Here is a 19,714-nt window from a genome sequence, read left to right as displayed (position 1 = left end):
TCCGGGAAGCATGCGCACGGTTAAATTCATCCGCAACTTGGGTAACGGAGAACGCCATGTTCTAACGACCCTGCAGGGGTAACGCCGGAAAAAGATGCCCTGGCGCATATTGCCCTACCGGTGAACGGAGAACAAATTCACCGAGTGGCTAGCTGGGACGTTTTTCGGTTGTTGCTTGTTATTCGCAGTGGCTTGCGTCGTCTGCAAGGCAAAGACAATCAGTCCGGCGAGACGCTGAACGCAGATACGACCGCAAAATCAAACTTTAAAAGTACGACTGACTCCACTGCGATCAGCCGAAGCCAGAGGTTCAAAGATTTTATCTACAACCTATGTTATTTCCCCGATCAAGCCGGGCCCTGGATTATTCCCGCCTTCCTGAAAGGGCGGAAACTTGTTCGTCAGTGCAACCTGGAGGTGATATTTGCCACCGGATCCCCCTGGTCTAGCCTGATTACCGGCTATCTGGTCAGCAAAACCACTAAAACACCTCTGGTAGTCGATTTCCGGGACCCATGGATCAATAACCCTTTTCACCAGTCGAAGGGCGAACTTCTGGACCGCTGGAGCTCGAGCCTCGAGAAAAAGGTCGTAAACCATGCTGCGGCGGTTTCCCTGAACACAGAGGCCTTAATGGAGGAATTTCTTCAACGATATCCGGAGCTGAACCGAAATAAGTTCTTTGTTATGCCCAACGGTATCGATCAGCGCGATTTCGAACAGATCAAACAGGATTCACCGATGGAGCGGGATACAAACACGCTATCCCTAATCCATGCCGGTTTTCTCTATGGTGTGCGGGACCCGGCCCCCTTGTTAGATGCCTTGCGTAGAGTAAACGAGACTCTAGAAGGGACAGGCCAGAGAATCGTTTTCACCCAAATCGGTGATATCTCCTTAAGTTATGACATACGGCAAACCTACTCGGACCTGCTTAAAAACGGCTTTTTAATAATTGAGCCAGCCAAGCCCTATCGGGCGTGCCTTAAAATGCTTGCCGCAGCTGACATAGTGGTCAATATACAATCGGGCACGAAAACTCAGATTCCATCTAAGCTTTACGATTACTTAGCGATCAACCGCCCAATTTTACACCTCACCCCAGAGGCTGGCGCATTGGACCGGCTGGTTAAAAAGTATAAGCTAGGCAGATCCATCGGGTTAGACTCCACCAATGAACTTGAGCATTATCTATCGGAAAAAGCCGCAGAGCTGAGACAAGGCAAACAGATTCAGGAAGAGTACCCTAACCGGAAGATGTTCCTAATTGAGGACATCTCCCAGACACTGGCAAATGCCATCACTCGGTTAACTAAACGATGACCTTTCGTGAAACATAAGAACGGCATGCCTGCAATATTTAAGCAGTATTGACAAAGGACTCTGCTAACTAAGAGTTCAGAGCATCTAAGGATTGAATAGACCATGCATTATAAACCATCATCGTTAGACCTGAAGGCTCGATCCGATTTAGCGATCACCGATTCAAAAACCTGGAAAGCTGTCTATTTCAATCAGATTGGTTGCTCACCTTCGCCCTAAACGGACGTACGTAATGGGTAGAATTGTATATACTTTGCACCGAAGTTCGAACAACAGTTTTTGTAATTCTCCATATAATCATAGTGAAGACCTACTATCGCATTCAAAGGCATAATTTTTTTCAAAAATACCATGAACAGATTAGGGTTATAAGAAAATGCGCATACTATTTTTAACCAACCGACCTTATTTGCCACAAAAAGTCGGCGGAGCAGAAAGCAGCACACATGAAATGATCCAGGCACTGGAACGCCGCGGTCATTCGTGTATGGTATTGTCAGGATTCGTAGCCACCACGAATTGGCTTGGATTGAGAAATCGAGTGAGAAGAAAAATCTTAAGACACAAAGCTCCAACTGACTATGTTATGGGATATCCAGTCTCAAGAACTTGGAAAATATCTATTGCGTTAGAGAAAATAAAAAATTCATTTCAACCAGACGTTGCCGTTTTGTTACCAAGTAATGGCGGCGCATACAACTTGGCAAAGATTCTCCATAAGGAGAATATTCCAGCTGTTTTACATCTACGCGATGTTGAATTTCAATCACTGGGCAACCCTAACCAGATGCACTTGGCGGGCTTCATAGCCAACTCAAAATTTACAGCACAAGCCTTTGAACAAAAATACGGAACCAGACCAACAGTAATTTATAACGTATTCGATAGAGCCCAATACGAATGCAGCGCCATCGGAACTTACGTCACCTTCATAAATCCTATCTTGTTAAAGGGACAAGCAATTGCGCTTGAATTAGCACGCAAAAACCCAGATATACCATTCCTGTTTGTTGAAGGATGGCAACAAAAAATCGAGGACAAACAAAGTTTACTAAAAAAATAGAACAATTAGGCAATATTACATGGCTAGATCGTTTACACGACATGCGCAAAGTATATTCTAAAACGCGCATTCTTATTGTACCCAGTCAATGGCGCGAGGCGTGGGGCCGAGTGGTTTCAGAAGCGCATATGTCCGGAATACCGGTGCTAGCAAGCAACATCGGAGGGCTGCCGGAATCAGTAGGTCCCGGAGGCCAGCTTCTTGATCCTACCGACGTCGAGGCTTGGAACTCGGCGCTCAGAACAATGTGGAATGACCCTGAAGTGTGGTCCGACTATTCAACTAGCGCCAAGAACTTTAGTTTGAGGTCGGATTTAAGAGAAAATGATATCGCTGAATCGTATGAACGCGCTCTTCGATCGTTTTCAAAGATGCAGAGAAGATAAAATATAAGCCTATCATAAATATCTTCCAAAGATCTAATAGTCCTTGGCGATACTTCTACCAAGCTTGGCAAATTATACTTGAGACAAAACGTGTTGAGCAAGATAATCTGGCTTTCAACAAGCCTACACATGTTCGTTCATAACGCAAAAGTATCACCTCGTTAATTTACAACCAAAACAACATGCCGGCTCATTAATAAACTACTTAGAGCTGATATTTTTTTGGCCAGATCATACAAATTAATGATTTCAAATCGGAGAGAGTGACCTACTAAGAATAAACCCGAAACCCAGATTAATGGTAGAACAGCGGCCACAGTGATAAGTGCTCCAAACATCCCCATGGAACTAGAACTCACGACCATATAAATTAGTTGAGCAACCGACCAGCACAAGATAGTCAAAATGGCGGTTCTAATCCATGCGCTAAAGAAACTGACTGACTTTATCTGAGCATAACGTACTAAAACTGCAGTAGTAAATAAAAGATCCGCAAATGCCACTAACACAAACATGACCGCCACAGCCAGCAAGCCACGGGGGAAGGATAGGATAATCCCTCCAAAATACAAAAATACAACAACGCCCTCTTTCAGTGCCAATATTTTTTCTTTATGAATTGCAGTAAGCAATTCACCTGCGAATAAGTGAACAACTCTTAACATCGCCCAATAGGCAAGCATGCTTGCCGGTGGTGCTGCTGCATCCCATTGATCGCCGAAAAACATCCTTATAGCAGGAAGACTCACGATACTTGCAACTGCAAGCACTGGCCAAATAAGCCCTCCCGCCATTACGCTAGCTCTAGTATATGCGAAACTAAGATCCCCGCCGGCACGCTTAACATCGGAAAGGTATGGTAAAGAAACCGGCTTCATTCCCATTATGATCGTTTGCGATACAAACTGTATAAACCCTAGACCACGAGAAAACATGCCGACTTGGGCGGTGGTTCCCATTTTTCCTATAATCATGTCTGGCATAGTTACCGTCAACTTTCGGAAAAGACTGGCGAGGGAGGTATAAGCCCCGAAACTCGCCACTTTGCTAATGCCCTTGAAGTGAGGAAGCCAAACCATTCCCTGAGGCCTTATCTTGGAATACATTACAAAACTAACGATCGCAACTGCCGTTTGACCGAGAGCTAGCGCGTAATAACTGGCCCCCATTACAATTAAACCTATTGTCGTCGAAAATCCTACCAAACTAGCATAAAATCGGATCTTGAACTGAACACGGAAATTCATTTTTCTCGACAACAGCGAAGCAGGTATACTTATGTAGGGTGCAAGAAAAAAGCTAAGAGAGAGAATCGAAAAAATTAACGCTAGTGACGGCAACTCATATAATATTGAAATTGGCCATGCTGAGACCAATATAACTATCCCGAACCCCCAGGAAACCAAGATAGTCAGGCCAAGCGCTGATCTTACTTTTTCTTTGGTGACTTTTTCCTCTCTAACCAAATAGCCGCCTGCTCCTAACATCCGAAATTCGCTCATTATCATTACAATCGCGCTTGCAATAGCAAAAGTACCTATCTCATCGGGCGTTAACAGTCGTGACACGAGCATACTAGAGGCGAGGCCAAGAAAGGACATCACATAGCGTGCTGCGGAGGAATAAACAATCGCCTGTCGAACAGATGGCATTGAGTTCCCCCCGTGTTAAATGCTATTAGATATGATAGCGTGATAAGTCTGCATATAAGCGCTCAACATATTCTCTACTGCAAAATTCTTGTGAAATACTTTGTTCGCAGATGACCCCATTTTGTTGGCTATATCCGGGTTTTCAACCAAGTACCTTATCGCTTCGGCAAACCGGTGGTGGTCATCTGACGGGGTGAGCAATCCTGTGGCATTATCTTCCAAAATCTCTGGATTCCCCCCGACCGATGTAACCACTGCCGGTATACCAATGCTCATTGCCTCAAGAAGCGTCATCGAGGTACCTTCCGTATGGGAAGAAAGTAAAAAAATGTCCATTGCGCAAAGGTAGCGAAACGGGGTTGCCTTGAATCCGGTAAAGATGACTCGGTGTCCTATCTGCAATTCCTGGACCCTGCGTTTCAGTAGTGATCCAGCCGGCCCATCCCCTACCATAAGCAACCATATATCTTTGTAATTTCTGTTTATTTCGAAAAATGCATCCAGCATCATCATCTGATTTTTACGGGGTCCAGCCTGGCCATTGTGCCCAAGACTGTCACGTCGGCAGGAATCCCTAGCTCAGCACGCACAGTTTTTGAAACTGATTCATCTCTCTCGAGAGGCTCAATGCCATTATAAATCACTTTTATTCTTGAAGCAGGAATAAACTCATACTTCTGCATTGCCTTTTTCGTTGCGTTAGATATTGCGATAACAGCATCGGTTGTAAACGCGATCAGAGGATTTACCAACACAGCCTTATATCGATAACGGTCAGGATGAAATCGGCCGTGTTCGGTGAAAACAACTTTTGTACCACTTCCTATCGCTGCTAGCCAACCATATACCCAAGGCGTGTACTGGTGACAATGCACAACATCGACATTTGATTGCCTTAAAATCTTTCGAATAGAGCAAACCAATTTCCAATCAAACCCCGGTGAGCGCTTTAATGCGGTTACTGTTATATTTTCGTCTGAAAGCTGCTTTCCAATATCACCTACAAAACCATCGATACATAAAACCTGGCTGCTAAAGTCTTTCCGAGGTAAACCCAAAACAATTTGCCGTATTACTTGTTCCGTACCTCCGATACCCATATTGAAGGTAATATGAAGAATTCGGGCAGGGCGACCACTGTTTCCCATGAAACCACCTTTTCATAGACTGTATCCTACCCAGAACCTAGTTAGCTCCGAGTGAAGACAAGAAATAAATCAGAAAATAATCGAACGAAATTCGATGAGCATTGTTTGGCGCCCCTCAATGAATGCACAAAATTGGTTGATCGCTGTTACAGTATATCAATTTATCTTTTCGGAATGATAAGCTCTCCACCACAGCTCGAATGCCACCATGCTCCAAAGCTCCTGAGTATTGTCGTCCCGGCCCTCCCGATGATTCATCCAGAGCCGGCGCACTTTGTTCATATCGAAACATTGAGCCAGGCCACCGTCATCCTCACTAAAAACGTCATCCGCCACTTCGAACAACTCGTTCCTCAACCACTGCGCCAGGGGAACTGAAAAGCCCATTTTCTTTCGATACAGAACATCCTCGGGCAACATTTTTTCGAAAGCTTTTTCAGAATGTATTTTTTTCTTTGCCGTGGAGCTTCAAAGCGGACGGAATACCAGCGGCATACTCCACTACCCGGTAATCCAGTAAGGGCGCTCGGGTTTCCAGGGAGTTGGCCATGCTCATTCTATCGACCTTCACCAGAATGTCGCCCGGAAGATAGGTTTTGATGTCCGTGTACAGAATTTTGGCCAGGTGGTCGTCGGTGTCAGCATTTCGGTAATGCTCGCGGGTGATGTCCGCCGGATCGTAACCGTCTGTTTCCCGTTTCAGCTCGCCGCGTACCAGTTCGTTCCAAAGGCTCGTGCGGAAAAAACAATTGGTAGTAAAAAATCCCTGGTCCGGGTCCATGGCCAGAGAGCTCAGCAAAGATTTCGCCTTGCGGCTTAAGGGGGTGTTGATACCGCCGGCTAGTTGCGCCAGTGGAGGAAAAAGCCTACGGCGCAACGCTCCTGGGAATAGATTACGTAGCTGGTTTTCGATGCTGTCAGTACGATACTTACTATAGCCGGCAAAGTTTTCATCGCCGCCATCACCCGCAAGTGCAACCGTTACCTGTTGCCGCGCAAGCTGCGATACAAAGTAAGTGGGTACAAATGAGGGGTCCGCAAAGGGTTCGTCAAAATATCGGGATATCTTCGTCAGGCTGTCTGGCAGGTTTTCACGTACTGTGAATTCGTGGTGATTAGTACTGAATAGCTTTGCCACTTTTTTTGCCCAGGCTACCTCGTCAAAGCGTTTGGAGTCGAATCCTATAGCGCAGGTGGTCACGGGTTGGCGGCTATGACCCGCCATCATTCCAACCACCGCACTTGAGTCTACTCCACCGCTGAGAAAGGCTCCAAGAGGCACATCACTGATCATTCTCAGGCGAACCGCGTCATCAATAAGGTCATAAAGCCCCGCCTCCAGCTTATCCGGGCTCGCTGTGCTCGGGTTTGCGAAGGACAGGTCCCAATACTGGCCAGCTCGACTTCGGTTGCCGTCGGTTTTGAGCCAGTGACCAGGCGCCAACTTGTGGATACAGCGGTAAATGGTTTTTGGATCCGGGATGTATTGGTAGGCAAAGAAATCCTTGATGGCATCCGGGCGAATTTCTTTGTTTAGAAAAGGTAACGTACTGAGTGCCTTGATTTCGGAGGCGAAGGCAAACTGGCCATCGGCTTCATAGTAATAAAGTGGTTTTTGCCCAACCGATCCCTGGCCATAAACAGTTCTTTCGATTGGGTATCCCAGATGGCGAAGGCAAACATGCCATTAAGGTCATTCAGGCAGCGCTGTCCCTTATGTTCGAATAAGGACAGAAGCACTTCAGTGTCGGTACCGGTAGTGAAGCGATACCCTTCAACTTCGAGTTCAGCCCTGATCGAACGGTAGTTATAGATCTCACCGTTAAAGGCAATTACGTATCTACCAGAGTTGGACGTCATTGGCTGATTACCAGCATCGCTCAGGTCCAGGATACTTAAGCGGCGGTGTACTACACTGATCTCATCGTCCTGGTAGATGCCGCCGGCATCGGGGCCGCGGTGAACAATGGCCTGACCCATGTGTTCAAGCCATTGACGATGCGCATCACGGTTAGGCGTTGAAGGGGTCCTTAGAAAACCGGCAAGACCACACACAGTTAACCCGCCCCTCCTTCGCCGGTGACTATGGTTTCGCCACTGGCCAGCAAATTCTGAAAGAGGGCTTCGTATTCCTTCGCCATACGTGCGGCTGAGTAGTCCATATCGATACGATTGCGAGCGGCGTGGGCGAGAGTCCGTGCAAGAGTCTTATCTTCCAGAACCCGTTCACAGCAACCAGCCAATGCCTCCTGGTCGCCCAAAGGAGCCAGCAATCCGGTTGTTTCATGCTCAATCAACTGGTCCACACCCGGAATATCATAAGCAACCACCGGAATGCCAACAGCCATAGCTTCCATCATGCAGCGGGGAATTCCTTCAAGGGACGACGTCATAACGAACAGATCAAACTGTGACAAAAGCGCCAGCCGGTCGTTGCGAAATCCCAGAAATTCGATAGCATTACCGCTTTCAAGACTGGCAGCCAGCTCCTCAAGCTCTGCACGCTGACGGCCGTCCCCAAGGAGTTGAAGACGATATTTTGGGTGATTCTGATGAAGCCGGTCGAAGCATTGCAAAAGGTCACCCAGGCCTTTTCTGGGAATCATCTGGCCAATGAAACCAATTGTCTTGGTCCCGCAGTTACCAGCCTCCTTCTGCGCACCTACTGGCAGTGCGTGCAGAGCCTGATCAACTTCCTTCAGGTCCACGCCATTACGGATAAAGTGGGTTTTGTTATCGGGCACGCCGAAACGCTTCATATCCCCCATGAGTTCTTCAGAGAGAGGTACCACGGCATCAAAGTATCGCAGCATGAAGGTTCCCAGCTTTATAAAAGCTCCCAACTTGAAGCCTACCTTGCCGGAAAAACCATGGGGCGTACTTACGCATTTGATACCGACCCGGCGCGCGCCAGAAGGCCCAGAATGTCTGACTTGTACCCATGGGTATGGATAACATCGATTTGTCGCTCGCGTATAACCTCCACCAACTGCAGGACAGCCCGAAGGTCAAATCGCCCTTTCATGGGTAGGTAATGCACTTGCCCCGCATGTTTCGGGTAATGTTCAGCCACCGAGAGGTCCTGACTCGCGCTTTCCCATGTCACGGCCAGGTCACAGATCATACTCTCCCCTAGCAGGTTATTGGCCAGAGCAATCACCCATCTCTCTGCACCATAAAAACCAGCCGGCGTTATAAACTGCAACACTCGCAGTGGCCTCATGCCTTCGCTCCCCCGAGGCTATTTATTTTCTCTCTTTGTGCATCAGCCTCGTGCGTTGCCTTCTCAATGCGCTGAAGGTAATACACATTGGAGCCGACAGCGACCAGAAGTATCATCCAGTAAAGTACTTCGGCCCGGAACATGTCGATAAACGAACCTGCCACCAGATAGCTGATCAATGCAGACTCCAGTGCAAGCAGCTTGAAAAAAGTTGTACTCTCCCCTAGCTCAATCGCGAGATCTTTCGCTTTACGGGACATGCGCCGGAGCGCCAGTAACGCCATGACGAACAGGCCAAAACCGATCGGGCCCACCTCGCCCAATCCCTGAAACCAGAGCGAATGGACAGCACGGTTCTCTACACCGCCCCGGGTCTGATCGTCCATATAGAGTGATGAAACTTGATTGTACCCTTGTACGCCCATGCCCATGGGATAGTCCTTGAGCATATCAAAGGTGGTTAACCAGAAGGTAACGCGCCCGGCGCCGCTTTCCTTCGACTCCAGGTTCTCAAGGGTTTGCATACGGCTCCAGAACACATCGTCAGTTACATAAAGCCCGCCACTGATTCCGGCTACGGCAATCACGATTGCCATTGCCCTCTGGCCCTTTTTTCTATAACGCGAAAAAATCATGTGCAATAGATAAAGACCAGCACCGACCACCACACCCAGAAATGCGCCCCGACTGTTGATTAACACCAGGCCATTCGCAATAAGCGCCCCACAGCCAACGCACAGCAGCTTGACCTTCCAGTTACCCATCCAGGCGTAGTACATCAGCAAAGCCCCTGCGGGCACCAGCGCCGCCGCTACGCCATTCGCGTCAGGCGCATCTACCATACCAATGCCTTCAAGACGATCACCGTAATTTCTGCCGGTAATGGTTGCAAGATAGCCAATGTAAGTAGCCCCTATCAGGTAAGCCCAAATTGAAGCGTCGAGGGCTCGCTCAGTGTTTACAAGCTTATAGGCCACGAAAATAACGACCATCAGCTTGGCAAAATCGAAGGTAAACCGATCGTGGATAAGGTCGTTTAACGCCCAGAAGCTAGCCAGATAGTACAAACCCAGCAGTCCGATTAACCACTTGAATGTCGGCTGTCCTTTCCAGGGGCTGATTTTTGAGTAGTCCCCATACTTAACCCCCAGCGCCATCAGCATCAAAACAGCAGCAACGAAGGAGTACCGGATGCCAGGGATGTCGGCAGACCACCACCGGGAATCCGGGTTCAGAAAGTAAACCAGCTGGTAGAGCACAAATGCCGCAGCTCCGCTGTAGGTGAGCGTTGCGATCACACAGCCCAAAAAAACCATGATGAATAATAGAGCGAACTTGGACATTGCTGCGCGATTCGCCTTAGCCTGATGTGTATGATGTCGGTTTATCACTAGCGCGTAGAATCCGGAGCCAGTGACGGATTTTCCAGCGATACTGGATCTGGATTTCGCCTACAATGCTCTGATGCTGACGATACCAGTCAGCCATCCAGGCCGGCACCGAATAAGGTTCTGCTTCGGCCTGGTACCCTGTAGCTTCCATGGTGTAACGGGCGATTGAGTCGATAACCCGTATCTGATGCTCGCTTAGCTTGCTGCGCCATTTTTTGGTGAGGGCCGGATCGGGAGCCCGGAACGTATTCCTGTTTTCCCGGCTCTTAATCACGAAGGCCTTTTGATCCGCGTAATCCATCATGCTTTGCTCGAAAGCAATACCCAGAAAATCACAAACCTTCTCAAGGCTTTGCGTTGGATCGAGTACGAGATCTTCGTAGCGTAGGCGAAGCACGTTGTCGGGTAGTTCGGCTTCGAAAGCGAGTTGCTCCTCAACCTCCTCACGCCACCTGTGAGCGCCTGTATAGGCGTTGGTGCCAAGCCCCCATTTATTCTCGATATAGGAGTTAACGACGGCCCTTGGGTCGCGGGTAATGACGATAAATCGCGCTTCGGGCAAAAACTGCTTCAATGGATCGAGATAATGAGTCAGTTCCGGATCTTTCAATCCCCAAATCTTCTTCCTTTCTCTCTGCAGTAACCCGGCAATATCGTCACCATATTGCTTTTTTACAAAATGGCTGATGTTACGTTCAATATCTTCACGAGTCGCATCTTTGGTAAAAACCGAGCGAACCGGAAGTTCGTTCTTTACGAAAACATCGGGGTGCGCGGTCAGCATACGGCACAGTAGCGTGGTGCCAGAGCGCTGCGTACCAATCAGGAAAACTGGCGAGTGCATGGCACGTCCTCTTCTTGGGTCTTTAGCTGTTAATCGGTAATCAGACGACATAACCCCACCCAAGACTCCCCAGCAGTATGACCAGACCTACGATCCACAAGGCGAGATCTGACCTTGATCTAGTGGAGTTCGCGGGATCACCCACCGCACCTCCTGGCCGCGCACTGCTCCAGATAACCTGCGTATTTCCGCTCAAAGCCCGAACCACGCCCCGGATCGAATACACGTTCACCAGCACAAAGTAATATGGTATCGATAGGCATGTCGGGAGTTTGTTTTTGCAATTGATAGATGACCCGCCGTGGCCAGGAGCAGCAGCAAAAGAGCCCCTAACGTAATCAAACGGAAAAGATTAACGCCCTGGGCCGCCAGCAAGGCGCTGCCACCAATGCCGAGCATCAGAAAAACGGGGATTAACCACCTGAGCAACTTATGGGAGATCACTTCCCAGGCAAATATCCCTGACTCGCGAGGGTTCATCACCTCTTTTACTCGCATCAGGCCGCGAATACTCCGGTTAACGATACGCTCCTTGCGGGCGACTTCACGGTCAAAGTTGCCGGCGGTCTCCTCGAAGCATTTTGCCTCCGGCTCGAAGACGCCCCGGTAGCCCCTGGCGATAATCTGCAGCGGATTAACGAAATCGTTGATGTCTTTCTGCTCCAGTGGCTGCCACAGGTGGCTACGGATAGCGTAGATAGCACCGTCGCCGCCCACTACCGAGTGCAGTCGGGATTCCATGGACTTGATGGCCAGCTCGTAGCGCCAGTACAGGTTCTCATTTTTTGCGCTGGCGCCGGAGTCGCCGTCGGTATAAAGGGCTGCGCCCACCACGTAACCCACATGTTCGTCGGCAAAGTTGCGCACCAGCTTATGAATAGCGTCCGGGGCGTACATGGCGTTGGCATCACTGAAGACGGTAACGTCGGCATCCACTTGCTCCATGGCCAGGTTCAGGCCCATGGTTTTGCCCAGGCGGCCCTCCTGTCTGATCAGTTCGACGCCAGGCTCCGCGTATTGTTTGACGATGTCGTCGGTACCGTCATCGGAGCCGTCAGACACCACCAGTATGCTTAGTCTGTCGCGGGGATAGTCCAGGGCCAGGGCGTTTTCCACCTTGTCCCGGATAACGGCTGCCTCGTTGTAGCAGGAGATGATCAGCGCAACGGACGGGCGGGTTTCCGCGACGCGGTGGGTCACCTTGTCCCGGCCCAGGGTGAGCAGCCACAACGCCAGCGGGTAGCCGGCGTAGACATACACCGGGATAAACAGGCATAGCAGGGTAATCAGCAACAGCAAGGTGTTCATAGACTGACGTACTTCCTTACCCCGGGGCCGATCAGGTTGGCGACAGGCAGGGGCAGCCGCCGCCAGGTCGCTTCCAGCAGGTTACGCAGGCCTCCGGGTTGTTGCGACTTCCGGGCTGGTTCGGGTTGGCCATCGGGCTTCAGGTCGAGCCAGTTCAGTTCGTGGGGTTCCGCGCCCCACTGCTTCTTGAACCGGTAGGTACCTTCACCAGGCGTGGACCGACCGAAGTCGAAGGTGTGGCATCCACCATCGGTGACATGGGCCAGCAGGGTCCAGTAGAGCAACATATTGGGTGCCAGTCGATTATATTCCGCCAGGGTGGACGCCCACGGAATGCTTGCCCGGGTGCCATTGATGAGCACGATTCCGGCACCCACCACCGTTTCCCCGTGCCACACCAGGCCTGTCAGCATTCGCTCACCATAACTGCGCTGGAGCGCCTGGAACCAGCCCAGACTGTGCACTGGCGACCCCAACCGATGCATGTTGACGGAAAACACCCGATAGAAAGCCTCAATAGCATCCGCCCGGGTGGTGACCTCCGCCCGCAGGCCATTCTTTTCAGCCTTGCGGATCTGGCTGCGCAACTTGGGCTTGTAGCTGTTGAAAAGCGCATCGCTGCTCCCTGGCAGTTCGCAGATCATGCTGACCTTCGCCAGGGCCTTTTCTTCCCGCTCATCCACTGGCTCTCCGGGCAGGCGCAGGTTGAGTCCTTTCCCACCCCGTTGCCGGGTCAGTTCCACAGCCTTGTCCCGCAGGGCGGCAGCCGCTTTTTGGCTGCTGGCCAGGGGGCCACCCAGGTCGCAAAAGGGCAGGGACACCCACTGGGCCCCCAGCAACGGGATGCGAAATTCACACAAAGGCAGCACACCCGCCAGGTCACCGCCTGGCGACAGGGCCACCAGGCACCAGGGCCGGTGGCCATAGGCTTCGGAAATACTTTGCAGCCAGGCCAGGTAGTGATAACCCGTACCCTCCGGGTGCCGGCTCACGTAGTCATCCCATCCCGCTGCCCGGGCTTCCTCAATGCCTGTCGAGACAACTTCAACATCGTCTGTTCTCGACATGAACTTCTCCTCAGCGCCCATAACCAGCTCCGGGCTCCCCCAGCCAGTGGTGCTTGGCTTCCCGCAGGGCGTTCTCGAGCTTCAGTTTGAACCGGGGCCGCTGCAGGGCAACCTGCACCAGTTGCCGGTGACATGCGCCCAGGTTGGACTTGTAACGCTCGTCTCCACCCATGAAATCATAATAATGAAAGCCGTGTTGCCGGTAGTCTTCAATGCACAGGCTGTGCCCCAGCAGGCCCGGTTTCAGCTTGTTGTCGGCTTCCGTCATCATGCCACCCAGATAGAAGTACACCACCTGGTTGTGCAGCAGGTTGTAAAAGGAGGCAATCACATCATCCCCTGCCCTTACCGAGACCAGGTCTACCCCGCCTTCCGGCCACTGGCTGCGGATCAGGCTGCGGTGAAAGCGCACAAAGTCCGGGTTGGCGAACCCGCTCTGGTCGGGACCACTGCCCCAGCGCTCCAGGTGACGGGGGCCGATGCTGTCAAAGACCGCCAACGCCTCGTCCACATTGTCGGGCCGGATCAGCTCCACCGGCCCGCGCTCTTCGTAGAGACGATGCGCCCGATTGATCTGGTACCGGGTATTGCGGGACAAGGTGTCCAGGTAATGTCGGCCACTGCGCCGTAACTGGTCCAGGTCTACGCCATAACAAGGGGCTTCCCAGCGGACGTGTTTGAACAGGCCCATGGTGCGGGCGTAGAAGTCCGCCTCGTCTGCATCAATGGCGCCTACCACGAACTCATCCCAGCTATCCCGCTGTGCCTCCAGGAACTTCAGGCAGGCCGAGGACACGTCCCGGTCACGGCCATGCTCCGCCAGAAAACCGTTGTACTCGATCCAGATCTGGTCCAGCACCCTGCTGCCGGTCTGGTGGAGGCGCAAACACCGGGAGCGAAGTAAACCGTGGCGCCGTTCGTCAGACGCCACCACCATGCCAAGGCCGATCAACCGGCCGTTTTCGGTCACCCGCAGCACCCGCACATCCGGCTCGTACACCTCCAGCCAGTGTCCCAGCCACTGCCAGGACAGGAATACCGTGGGCGCAGACCGGCTTTCCAGGTCCTCCCACTCCGCCCGCAGTTGCTCCGGGTTGGTTACCGCCTGCTGGCTTACTTCCAGCTTGCCTGTCGTCATCAGCGTCCTGCTCCGCCCGCCGGGTAAGATCAGTGGGCCGGGTTCGGCTGCTTGACCAGGAAGGGTCCAATGGCAAGGTAATCCAACGCCCCCTGCACGAATGCCCGTACTGCATCCTGCGGCGTGTTAACGATGGGCTCCTCGTGCATATTGAAGCTGGTATTGATCAGGCTCGGAATACCGCTGATCTTCTCGTATTCCTTGAGGATGTCGTAATAACCCGGGTTGACGTCACGCTGGACCAGCTGGGGCCGTGCAGTGCCGTCCACATGCACCGCTGCCGGGCAGTTCTCCCGCATGAACTCGGTGCAGTCGAAGGTAATGGTCATGAATTCGGCGCTGTGCTCAGCACCCCGGATATTGTGGTAGCACTTCTCCCTGGCTTCATAGAGCGTTACCGGTGCAAACGGCATGAACTCGGTGCGACCCAGGCGTTTGTTCAGCCACTGGTTCACTTCCGGCTCCCGGGCGTGGTAAAGGATCGAGCGGTTGCCCAGGGCCCGGGGGCCGTATTCCATACGACCGTCAAAGCGGGCGACCACTTCTCCGCTATGGATCAGTGACGCGACTTCTGCCGCCAGGTTGTTGGGACGGGTATATTCAAGCCCCTCAGCTTCCAGCTCAGCGGCGATTTCAGCTTCGCTGTAATCCGGGCCAAAATAGGCGCTGGATATGGAGTCCTTAACGCCACCGGGCCAGCAATGGTAAAGGGCCGCGCCGGTGCCGCAGCCGCCGTCCCCCATGTTCGGGTAGACGAAGATATGGTTAACGCCTTCAATCTCGAAGAGACGCTGGTTCAGCTTGACGTTGGCCGTGACGCCACCGGAAAGCACGATTGTGTCGATACCGGTTTTCTCGACCCAGTAACGCACGTAATTGGTAGCCACCACCTCCAGGGCATGCTGATAGGCAGCCGCCACGTCAATCTTCGGGAATTTGGACGCCAGGTAACGGGAAAAGAAGACGTTGTTGGCTTCATAAATCCGGTAATCGCCCGGTTCCTGCTGGATACGGCTAAGCAGGATGTCGCCCAGGATGGATGGATCACCGTAGGACGCCAGCCCGACGATCTTGCCCTCGTGACGGCTGGGCTTGAAGCCCAGGCTGGAGGTGACATGTTCATAGAGGGTACCCAGGGAGTTGGGGTAGCTGATGCCGTGTAACCGATGGATCTTGCCGTCGCGGGCTTCACTGGCGGAGCCTGCCAGCCCGGAACCATAGCCGTCCAGGGTGATACACAGCGCCCGCTCAAACCCGCTGGCCAGGTAGCTGTTGGCAGCATGGGACAGGTGGTGGTCCATGCGCTTGACGGGCTTTTCCCAGCCCATCGCGCGAAGGCCCTGAGTCAGTGACTGCTCCCACCTCTGAAAGGATTCAGTCGCGCCTTCGCCCCAATGGCGAGAACCTTTGAGCGCCGCGTTGTTGGAAGCCAGTCGCTGGGCCCCTGCCATGGAATAGTAAGAGCTGTGCAGGAAACCCTTCTCCATGATGGCGTTGGGGTGCTCCAGACCATGGATTGGCTCATTACGATCCGGAACCCTGGTCAGCGCTTCCTTGATTTGCCGGTTCAGGTCCGCCGGCTCAAAGTTGCGGATAAACTGGCGTTCGTCCTCCAGGTTCTGATTAAAGAGCTTGGCTTCATTCTCCCAGGTCAGGAACGGGTAGCAGACCTGGTCAAAGTCGCTCATCTTGCTGCCGGTATATTCCAGCGCCTTTTCCAGCGCCAGCTGTGGAAAGCCGTCCTGCTGTTTAACTCGGGAAAACCGCTCCTCGCCGGCGGCGAACAGGATCTCACCGTCTTCCACAATCGAGACCGTTGAGTCCTTGTCCAGTGGCGAAATACCAAGCACTTTCATGCAAACTTCTCCATATGCGACTTGAGCCGGGTGGGGGTCGAAGCCTGTCCACCCAGTTCGTTAAAAAAGAAATCAAAGAACCGGCGGAACGAATCGAGGAAATCCGCCAGTTGCTGTTCGTTCTGCACATAGCTGGTGTGGCCGGGCACGACGCTGGGGCTGTGGAAGCTCCAGGTAAAGGTGCGCACGCCACGGCGGTACAGGTCCCGGGTCAGCTTGATGTGCTCGGCGGTCGGGAACCCCTCCGGGGAGAGCATCAGCCGATCGACCATGCCCAGCCGTGACAGAATGCCGGGGGCCTTCAGCTTGCGGAAGGCCATGGCCAGTTCGAAGACCGGTGGTGACAGCTTACCCGCCCAGCCCACGAACCCACCGGTCACCGGCAGCTCCAGGACACGCTTGTCCGCCGGGCCATACCAGAAGGGCCAGGCGTCGTAGTAACGGTAGTCCGGGCCGCCGTCGCCACGGGCATCCAGCGGCGGGCACACCGACAAGTCAATGTCGAACCCCAGGTCATTGAGGATGGCCGTGGTGTTAGGACCGTAGCCGTACCGTCCCGCCTTGTAGATGCGCGGGGCTGCACCGAAGTTCTCGGCGATGGTGTCACGAAGTCGCGTGAGCTTCTCTCGCTCCAGGGGTTCCGACAGGTTGCCGGGATACATATTGGAACGGGACAGGGTCTCTTCCACCGGCGGGTTCACCCAGGGGTGAAGGTGTGCACCGATCTCACACTGCCCTGCATCAAGATACGCTTTCAGGGGAGCGACACTGCGCGCCTGGCTGGCAATGGAATAGTCCACCACATAGCAGGGCGCGATACCGTACTCGTTGAAAATATCCTGGGCACGGTTGATATGGTCCATGGCGGTGACAGCAGTAGCTTGGGGGTCCGGCTCGGCGTTCCAGTCGAACTCCTCTTCGGTGTCGATCACCACAATCAGCTGCGCCGGCGTATCCGCCGGCAACCGGATGGTTTGTCTGTTTTCGAACACAGTGTCTTCCCTGTTCTTATCGGTGGCGTGGCGGTGCTACCAGGCCCTTTCCATGCCGTCCCAGCCCAGGGTGAAGAACACCCGGGCCTGGTAGCGATCCTGGTCGGTCAGACCCCGGGTAAAGGCGGTATCAAACGCCGCGCCCCAGGAGGCCAGGTCCGTCAGTTGATGACGGTAGGTCACCGTAAACTGGTGCCTTTCATCGTCGATGGAGCTACGCTCTTCGAGCGCATCGCCCTGCCAGCGGTAATTAAAGCTCACATTTTTGTCTTCTGTGACCGCCAGCCTCAGGCCGGCACCGGCCAGGTATTCCCAGGTCTCTTCGCCCGTCTGCACGTTCTCTTTTTCACTGGCCCGGACGATGAAATTCAGGGTACACAGGTCGCACAAGCGCTGGGTACTGTGGGCCAGGGTGACTGTGTCATTCAGCGTCACCCCCTGGACCCGGACTGAAAACTCGTCTTCAATGCCCAGTTCCGGAATCGGTGCCAGCGCCAGGTCCAGCAGGGTGCTGCTCTGGGTGCGCTCATAGCTGATGCGCGTGCTGGTGAGGGAGGTCTGCCACTGCCGAGCAATGGAGCCAATGACGGCATCGTTTTCAAAGTCGTCACTTTCGGCACGGGAGACTCCGACACTCGCTGAGAAGCTGCCGTTCTCAAGGCGGGTGTCCAGGCCCACCGAAGCGGAGTCCAGGGTGATATCCAGATCCTCCTCATGCTCCCAGGCCCTGCGGCCCGTAAGCGAAACTGTGCTGCGTTCAGAGACTTGCCGGGAAAGGTTGGCTTGAACGCTCTGGGATTCACCGTCCCGAACATCGTCTTCGGCCCAGGTTTTCGCCGCCTGGCCACCCAGACGAAGGGTGGTCAGCTCGCCCGGGTAAAACATGACACCAGCGCCAGCATTCACAGCGTTCTGAGTGTCGTAGGCTGAGTCATCCAGGGTAAAACCGGTGTCGTTGCGAACCGAGCGAATGGTGTGGCCAGCATTGAAATCAAACCGGCCACCAGGCTCGTAAAAGCTATAACGGGAAGAACCTCGAACTGACAGGTTGTCACGGTCACCCGTCGCCAGGCTGCTGCGTTCCGTTTCCAGGGTTCCACCGTAGAGCGCATTTAACCGGTGGGAGCCAGACAGCCAGTTGGCACCAACGTTACCGCTGACCCCGGCACCGCCACGAGTATCCGTTCGGGAGTCCCGTTCCGTATGGGTGACATCGGTAAACAATGTTGTGGTCGCTGTGTAGCTGATTTCATCCGCCCGGGAAGCGGGAGCAACGACAACCGCCAGCAGCAGTGGAATCACGATGCCCCCTGCCGATGGCCTGCGAAAGGCTTCATCCATGGCACACCTCATTGCTGGAAGATCAGACCAGAGAATTTCTCGGACCCGAGGGTTTCAACCGAGCTGACAATCTCTTCCGGCGTCACTTCGCCGAACGGTACGCCCAGCACCACCTGGTTGGCGTAACGCACCAGGATATGCGCTTCGGTGCTGGCCTTGAGCGGTGGTGCGTTGATGATCAGGAAGCGGTCCGGGTAGCGGCTTTTCAGCTCACCCATCAGGTCCCGCATGCGCACCGCCGAGAACAACTCCACGGCCGAACTGGCCAGGGTGCCCGGAGGCACGACGCTGAGCCGATCGATGCCGCTGGGGTAGATAATATCCCTCACCTTGACGGATTTGTCTGCCACATAGTCGGTGACGCCCTGGGCCATAGATGATGAGACCAGGTGGTCGAGGTCACTGTCCCAGGGGTTGCAGTCGACCAGCAAGGCGGAACTATGGGCGTCCATGGCAAAGGTGGCTGCCAGGTTATAGGCGGTCAGTGCCGAGTTGTGGGCGTTCCCGAGGGAAGAAACCAGTACCGAGAAATTCACTGCGCCGGCCCGGTCCCGCAACTTGATCCGCACTTCCCGGAAGGCATCCAGGATGGCCTTGTTCGACATTCCGGGATAGATAATCTTTCGCTGCTGAAGCTCCTCAACGGACCATGGGCGCGGATTATTGATCAGGTCCAGGGAGATGGACGAATCGTAGATTGACGGCGGATGCTCTTCCGCCGACTCCTCCACCATGGTCCAGTTGGGATGAGCGTCAGCAACCGGTTGCGCCTCGGACTCCGCCTGTCTTGAATGTCGCTGCTGCTCCTTCCAGGCTTCCTTGAGGAAGGCTGACTCCAGGCGCGAACCATTGGCGGTCTGCTCCGGGCCCTGCTCGGCATGATCGCCCTCCGCTACCGAGTGAGGGTGTGCAGCCTGCTCGGCTTTCTGGCGTTCCTGGGTTTTCAGCAGCGCGTTATAGAGTTTGTTATTGTCCATGAAGA

At 53.3% G+C, this 19,714-nt stretch carries 18 protein-coding genes and 2 pseudogenes; 3 read left to right on the top strand and 17 right to left on the bottom strand.

The annotated features are described in order from the left end of the window. Positions 1-144 precede the first annotated feature (144 nt). The 3 genes from LJ360_RS03940 (at position 145) to LJ360_RS19975 (ending at position 2,772) form a co-directional block, all read left to right on the top strand. Entirely contained in the window at positions 145-1,323 is a 1,179-nt protein-coding gene (locus tag LJ360_RS03940; RefSeq protein ID WP_264995324.1) for a glycosyltransferase, read from the top strand. Positions 1,324-1,699: 376 nt separating this feature from the next. After that, positions 1,700-2,386 (top strand): glycosyltransferase, encoded by a 687-nt coding sequence (locus LJ360_RS03935; protein WP_264995323.1) that lies wholly within the window; start codon positions 1,700-1,702, stop codon positions 2,384-2,386. Further along, positions 2,341-2,772: a glycosyltransferase gene (locus LJ360_RS19975; RefSeq protein ID WP_413774393.1), complete on the top strand. Its 432-nt coding sequence runs from the start codon at positions 2,341-2,343 to the stop codon at positions 2,770-2,772. Before LJ360_RS03935 ends, LJ360_RS19975 begins: the two co-directional genes overlap by 46 nt. A 161-nt stretch (positions 2,773-2,933) precedes the next feature. Here LJ360_RS19975 and LJ360_RS03930 read toward each other — a convergent pair whose 3' ends face one another. The 17 genes and pseudogenes from LJ360_RS03930 to LJ360_RS03850 form a co-directional block, all read right to left on the bottom strand. Continuing rightward, the gene (locus tag LJ360_RS03930; RefSeq protein WP_264995322.1) at positions 2,934-4,424 is read right to left on the bottom strand and encodes an oligosaccharide flippase family protein; all 1,491 of its coding nucleotides are present in this window, start codon (positions 4,422-4,424) and stop codon (positions 2,934-2,936) included. A 15-nt stretch (positions 4,425-4,439) separates the two neighbouring features. Then, the gene (locus LJ360_RS03925; RefSeq protein WP_264995321.1) at positions 4,440-4,937 is read right to left on the bottom strand and encodes a glycosyltransferase; all 498 of its coding nucleotides are present in this window, start codon (positions 4,935-4,937) and stop codon (positions 4,440-4,442) included. Continuing rightward, positions 4,934-5,572 (bottom strand): glycosyltransferase, encoded by a 639-nt coding sequence (locus tag LJ360_RS03920; RefSeq protein ID WP_264995320.1) that lies wholly within the window; start codon positions 5,570-5,572, stop codon positions 4,934-4,936. The genes LJ360_RS03925 and LJ360_RS03920 overlap by 4 nt, the downstream gene beginning before the upstream one ends. A gap of 156 nt (positions 5,573-5,728) precedes the next feature. Next, a complete protein-coding gene (locus LJ360_RS03915; RefSeq protein WP_264995319.1) occupies positions 5,729-5,992 on the bottom strand; it encodes an asparagine synthase C-terminal domain-containing protein in 264 nt (87 codons plus the stop codon). Between the two features lie 16 nt (positions 5,993-6,008). Further along, complete coding sequence (asnB, locus tag LJ360_RS03910; protein WP_264995988.1) at positions 6,009-7,226, bottom strand: asparagine synthase (glutamine-hydrolyzing); 1,218 nt, start codon at positions 7,224-7,226, stop codon at positions 6,009-6,011. An 8-nt stretch (positions 7,227-7,234) separates the two neighbouring features. After that, positions 7,235-7,552 (bottom strand): annotated as a pseudogene (locus tag LJ360_RS03905) (asparagine synthetase B); the annotation flags it as partial. A 77-nt stretch (positions 7,553-7,629) separates the two neighbouring features. Beyond that, complete coding sequence (locus tag LJ360_RS03900) at positions 7,630-8,178, bottom strand: glycosyltransferase (protein WP_264995987.1); 549 nt, start codon at positions 8,176-8,178, stop codon at positions 7,630-7,632. A 150-nt stretch (positions 8,179-8,328) separates the two neighbouring features. Next, positions 8,329-8,696 (bottom strand): annotated as a pseudogene (locus tag LJ360_RS03895) (glycosyltransferase); the annotation flags it as partial. 95 nt (positions 8,697-8,791) lie between these two features. After that, a complete protein-coding gene (locus LJ360_RS03890; protein ID WP_264995318.1) occupies positions 8,792-10,138 on the bottom strand; it encodes an O-antigen ligase family protein in 1,347 nt (448 codons plus the stop codon). 16 nt (positions 10,139-10,154) lie between these two features. After that, positions 10,155-11,081 carry a sulfotransferase family protein gene (locus LJ360_RS03885; RefSeq protein WP_264995317.1) on the bottom strand — a complete coding sequence of 309 codons (927 nt, stop codon included), beginning with the start codon at positions 11,079-11,081 and terminating at the stop codon, positions 10,155-10,157. A 177-nt stretch (positions 11,082-11,258) separates the two neighbouring features. After that, entirely contained in the window at positions 11,259-12,338 is a 1,080-nt protein-coding gene (locus tag LJ360_RS03880) for a glycosyltransferase family 2 protein (protein WP_264995316.1), read from the bottom strand. Further along, positions 12,335-13,405 carry a FemAB family XrtA/PEP-CTERM system-associated protein gene (locus LJ360_RS03875; RefSeq protein ID WP_264995315.1) on the bottom strand — a complete coding sequence of 357 codons (1,071 nt, stop codon included), beginning with the start codon at positions 13,403-13,405 and terminating at the stop codon, positions 12,335-12,337. Before LJ360_RS03875 ends, LJ360_RS03880 begins: the two co-directional genes overlap by 4 nt. A 10-nt stretch (positions 13,406-13,415) precedes the next feature. Beyond that, entirely contained in the window at positions 13,416-14,543 is a 1,128-nt protein-coding gene (locus LJ360_RS03870) for a GNAT family N-acetyltransferase (protein WP_264995314.1), read from the bottom strand. A gap of 29 nt (positions 14,544-14,572) precedes the next feature. After that, positions 14,573-16,399 (bottom strand): carbamoyltransferase, encoded by a 1,827-nt coding sequence (locus LJ360_RS03865; protein ID WP_264995313.1) that lies wholly within the window; start codon positions 16,397-16,399, stop codon positions 14,573-14,575. Continuing rightward, entirely contained in the window at positions 16,396-17,391 is a 996-nt protein-coding gene (locus LJ360_RS03860; protein WP_264995312.1) for a polysaccharide deacetylase family protein, read from the bottom strand. Before LJ360_RS03860 ends, LJ360_RS03865 begins: the two co-directional genes overlap by 4 nt. 36 nt (positions 17,392-17,427) lie before the next feature. Continuing rightward, complete coding sequence (locus tag LJ360_RS03855; RefSeq protein ID WP_264995311.1) at positions 17,428-18,732, bottom strand: porin family protein; 1,305 nt, start codon at positions 18,730-18,732, stop codon at positions 17,428-17,430. 8 nt (positions 18,733-18,740) lie between these two features. After that, a complete protein-coding gene (locus tag LJ360_RS03850) occupies positions 18,741-19,709 on the bottom strand; it encodes a polysaccharide biosynthesis protein (RefSeq protein ID WP_264995310.1) in 969 nt (322 codons plus the stop codon). Positions 19,710-19,714: the final 5 nt, after the last annotated feature.

Source organism: Marinobacter sp. AN1 (assembly GCF_026013985.1).
Classification (GTDB): Bacteria; Pseudomonadota; Gammaproteobacteria; order Pseudomonadales; family Oleiphilaceae; genus Marinobacter; species Marinobacter segnicrescens.
The sequence above is the reverse complement of the archived record's forward strand: the minus strand, read 5'-3'. Positions and strand labels throughout refer to the sequence as shown.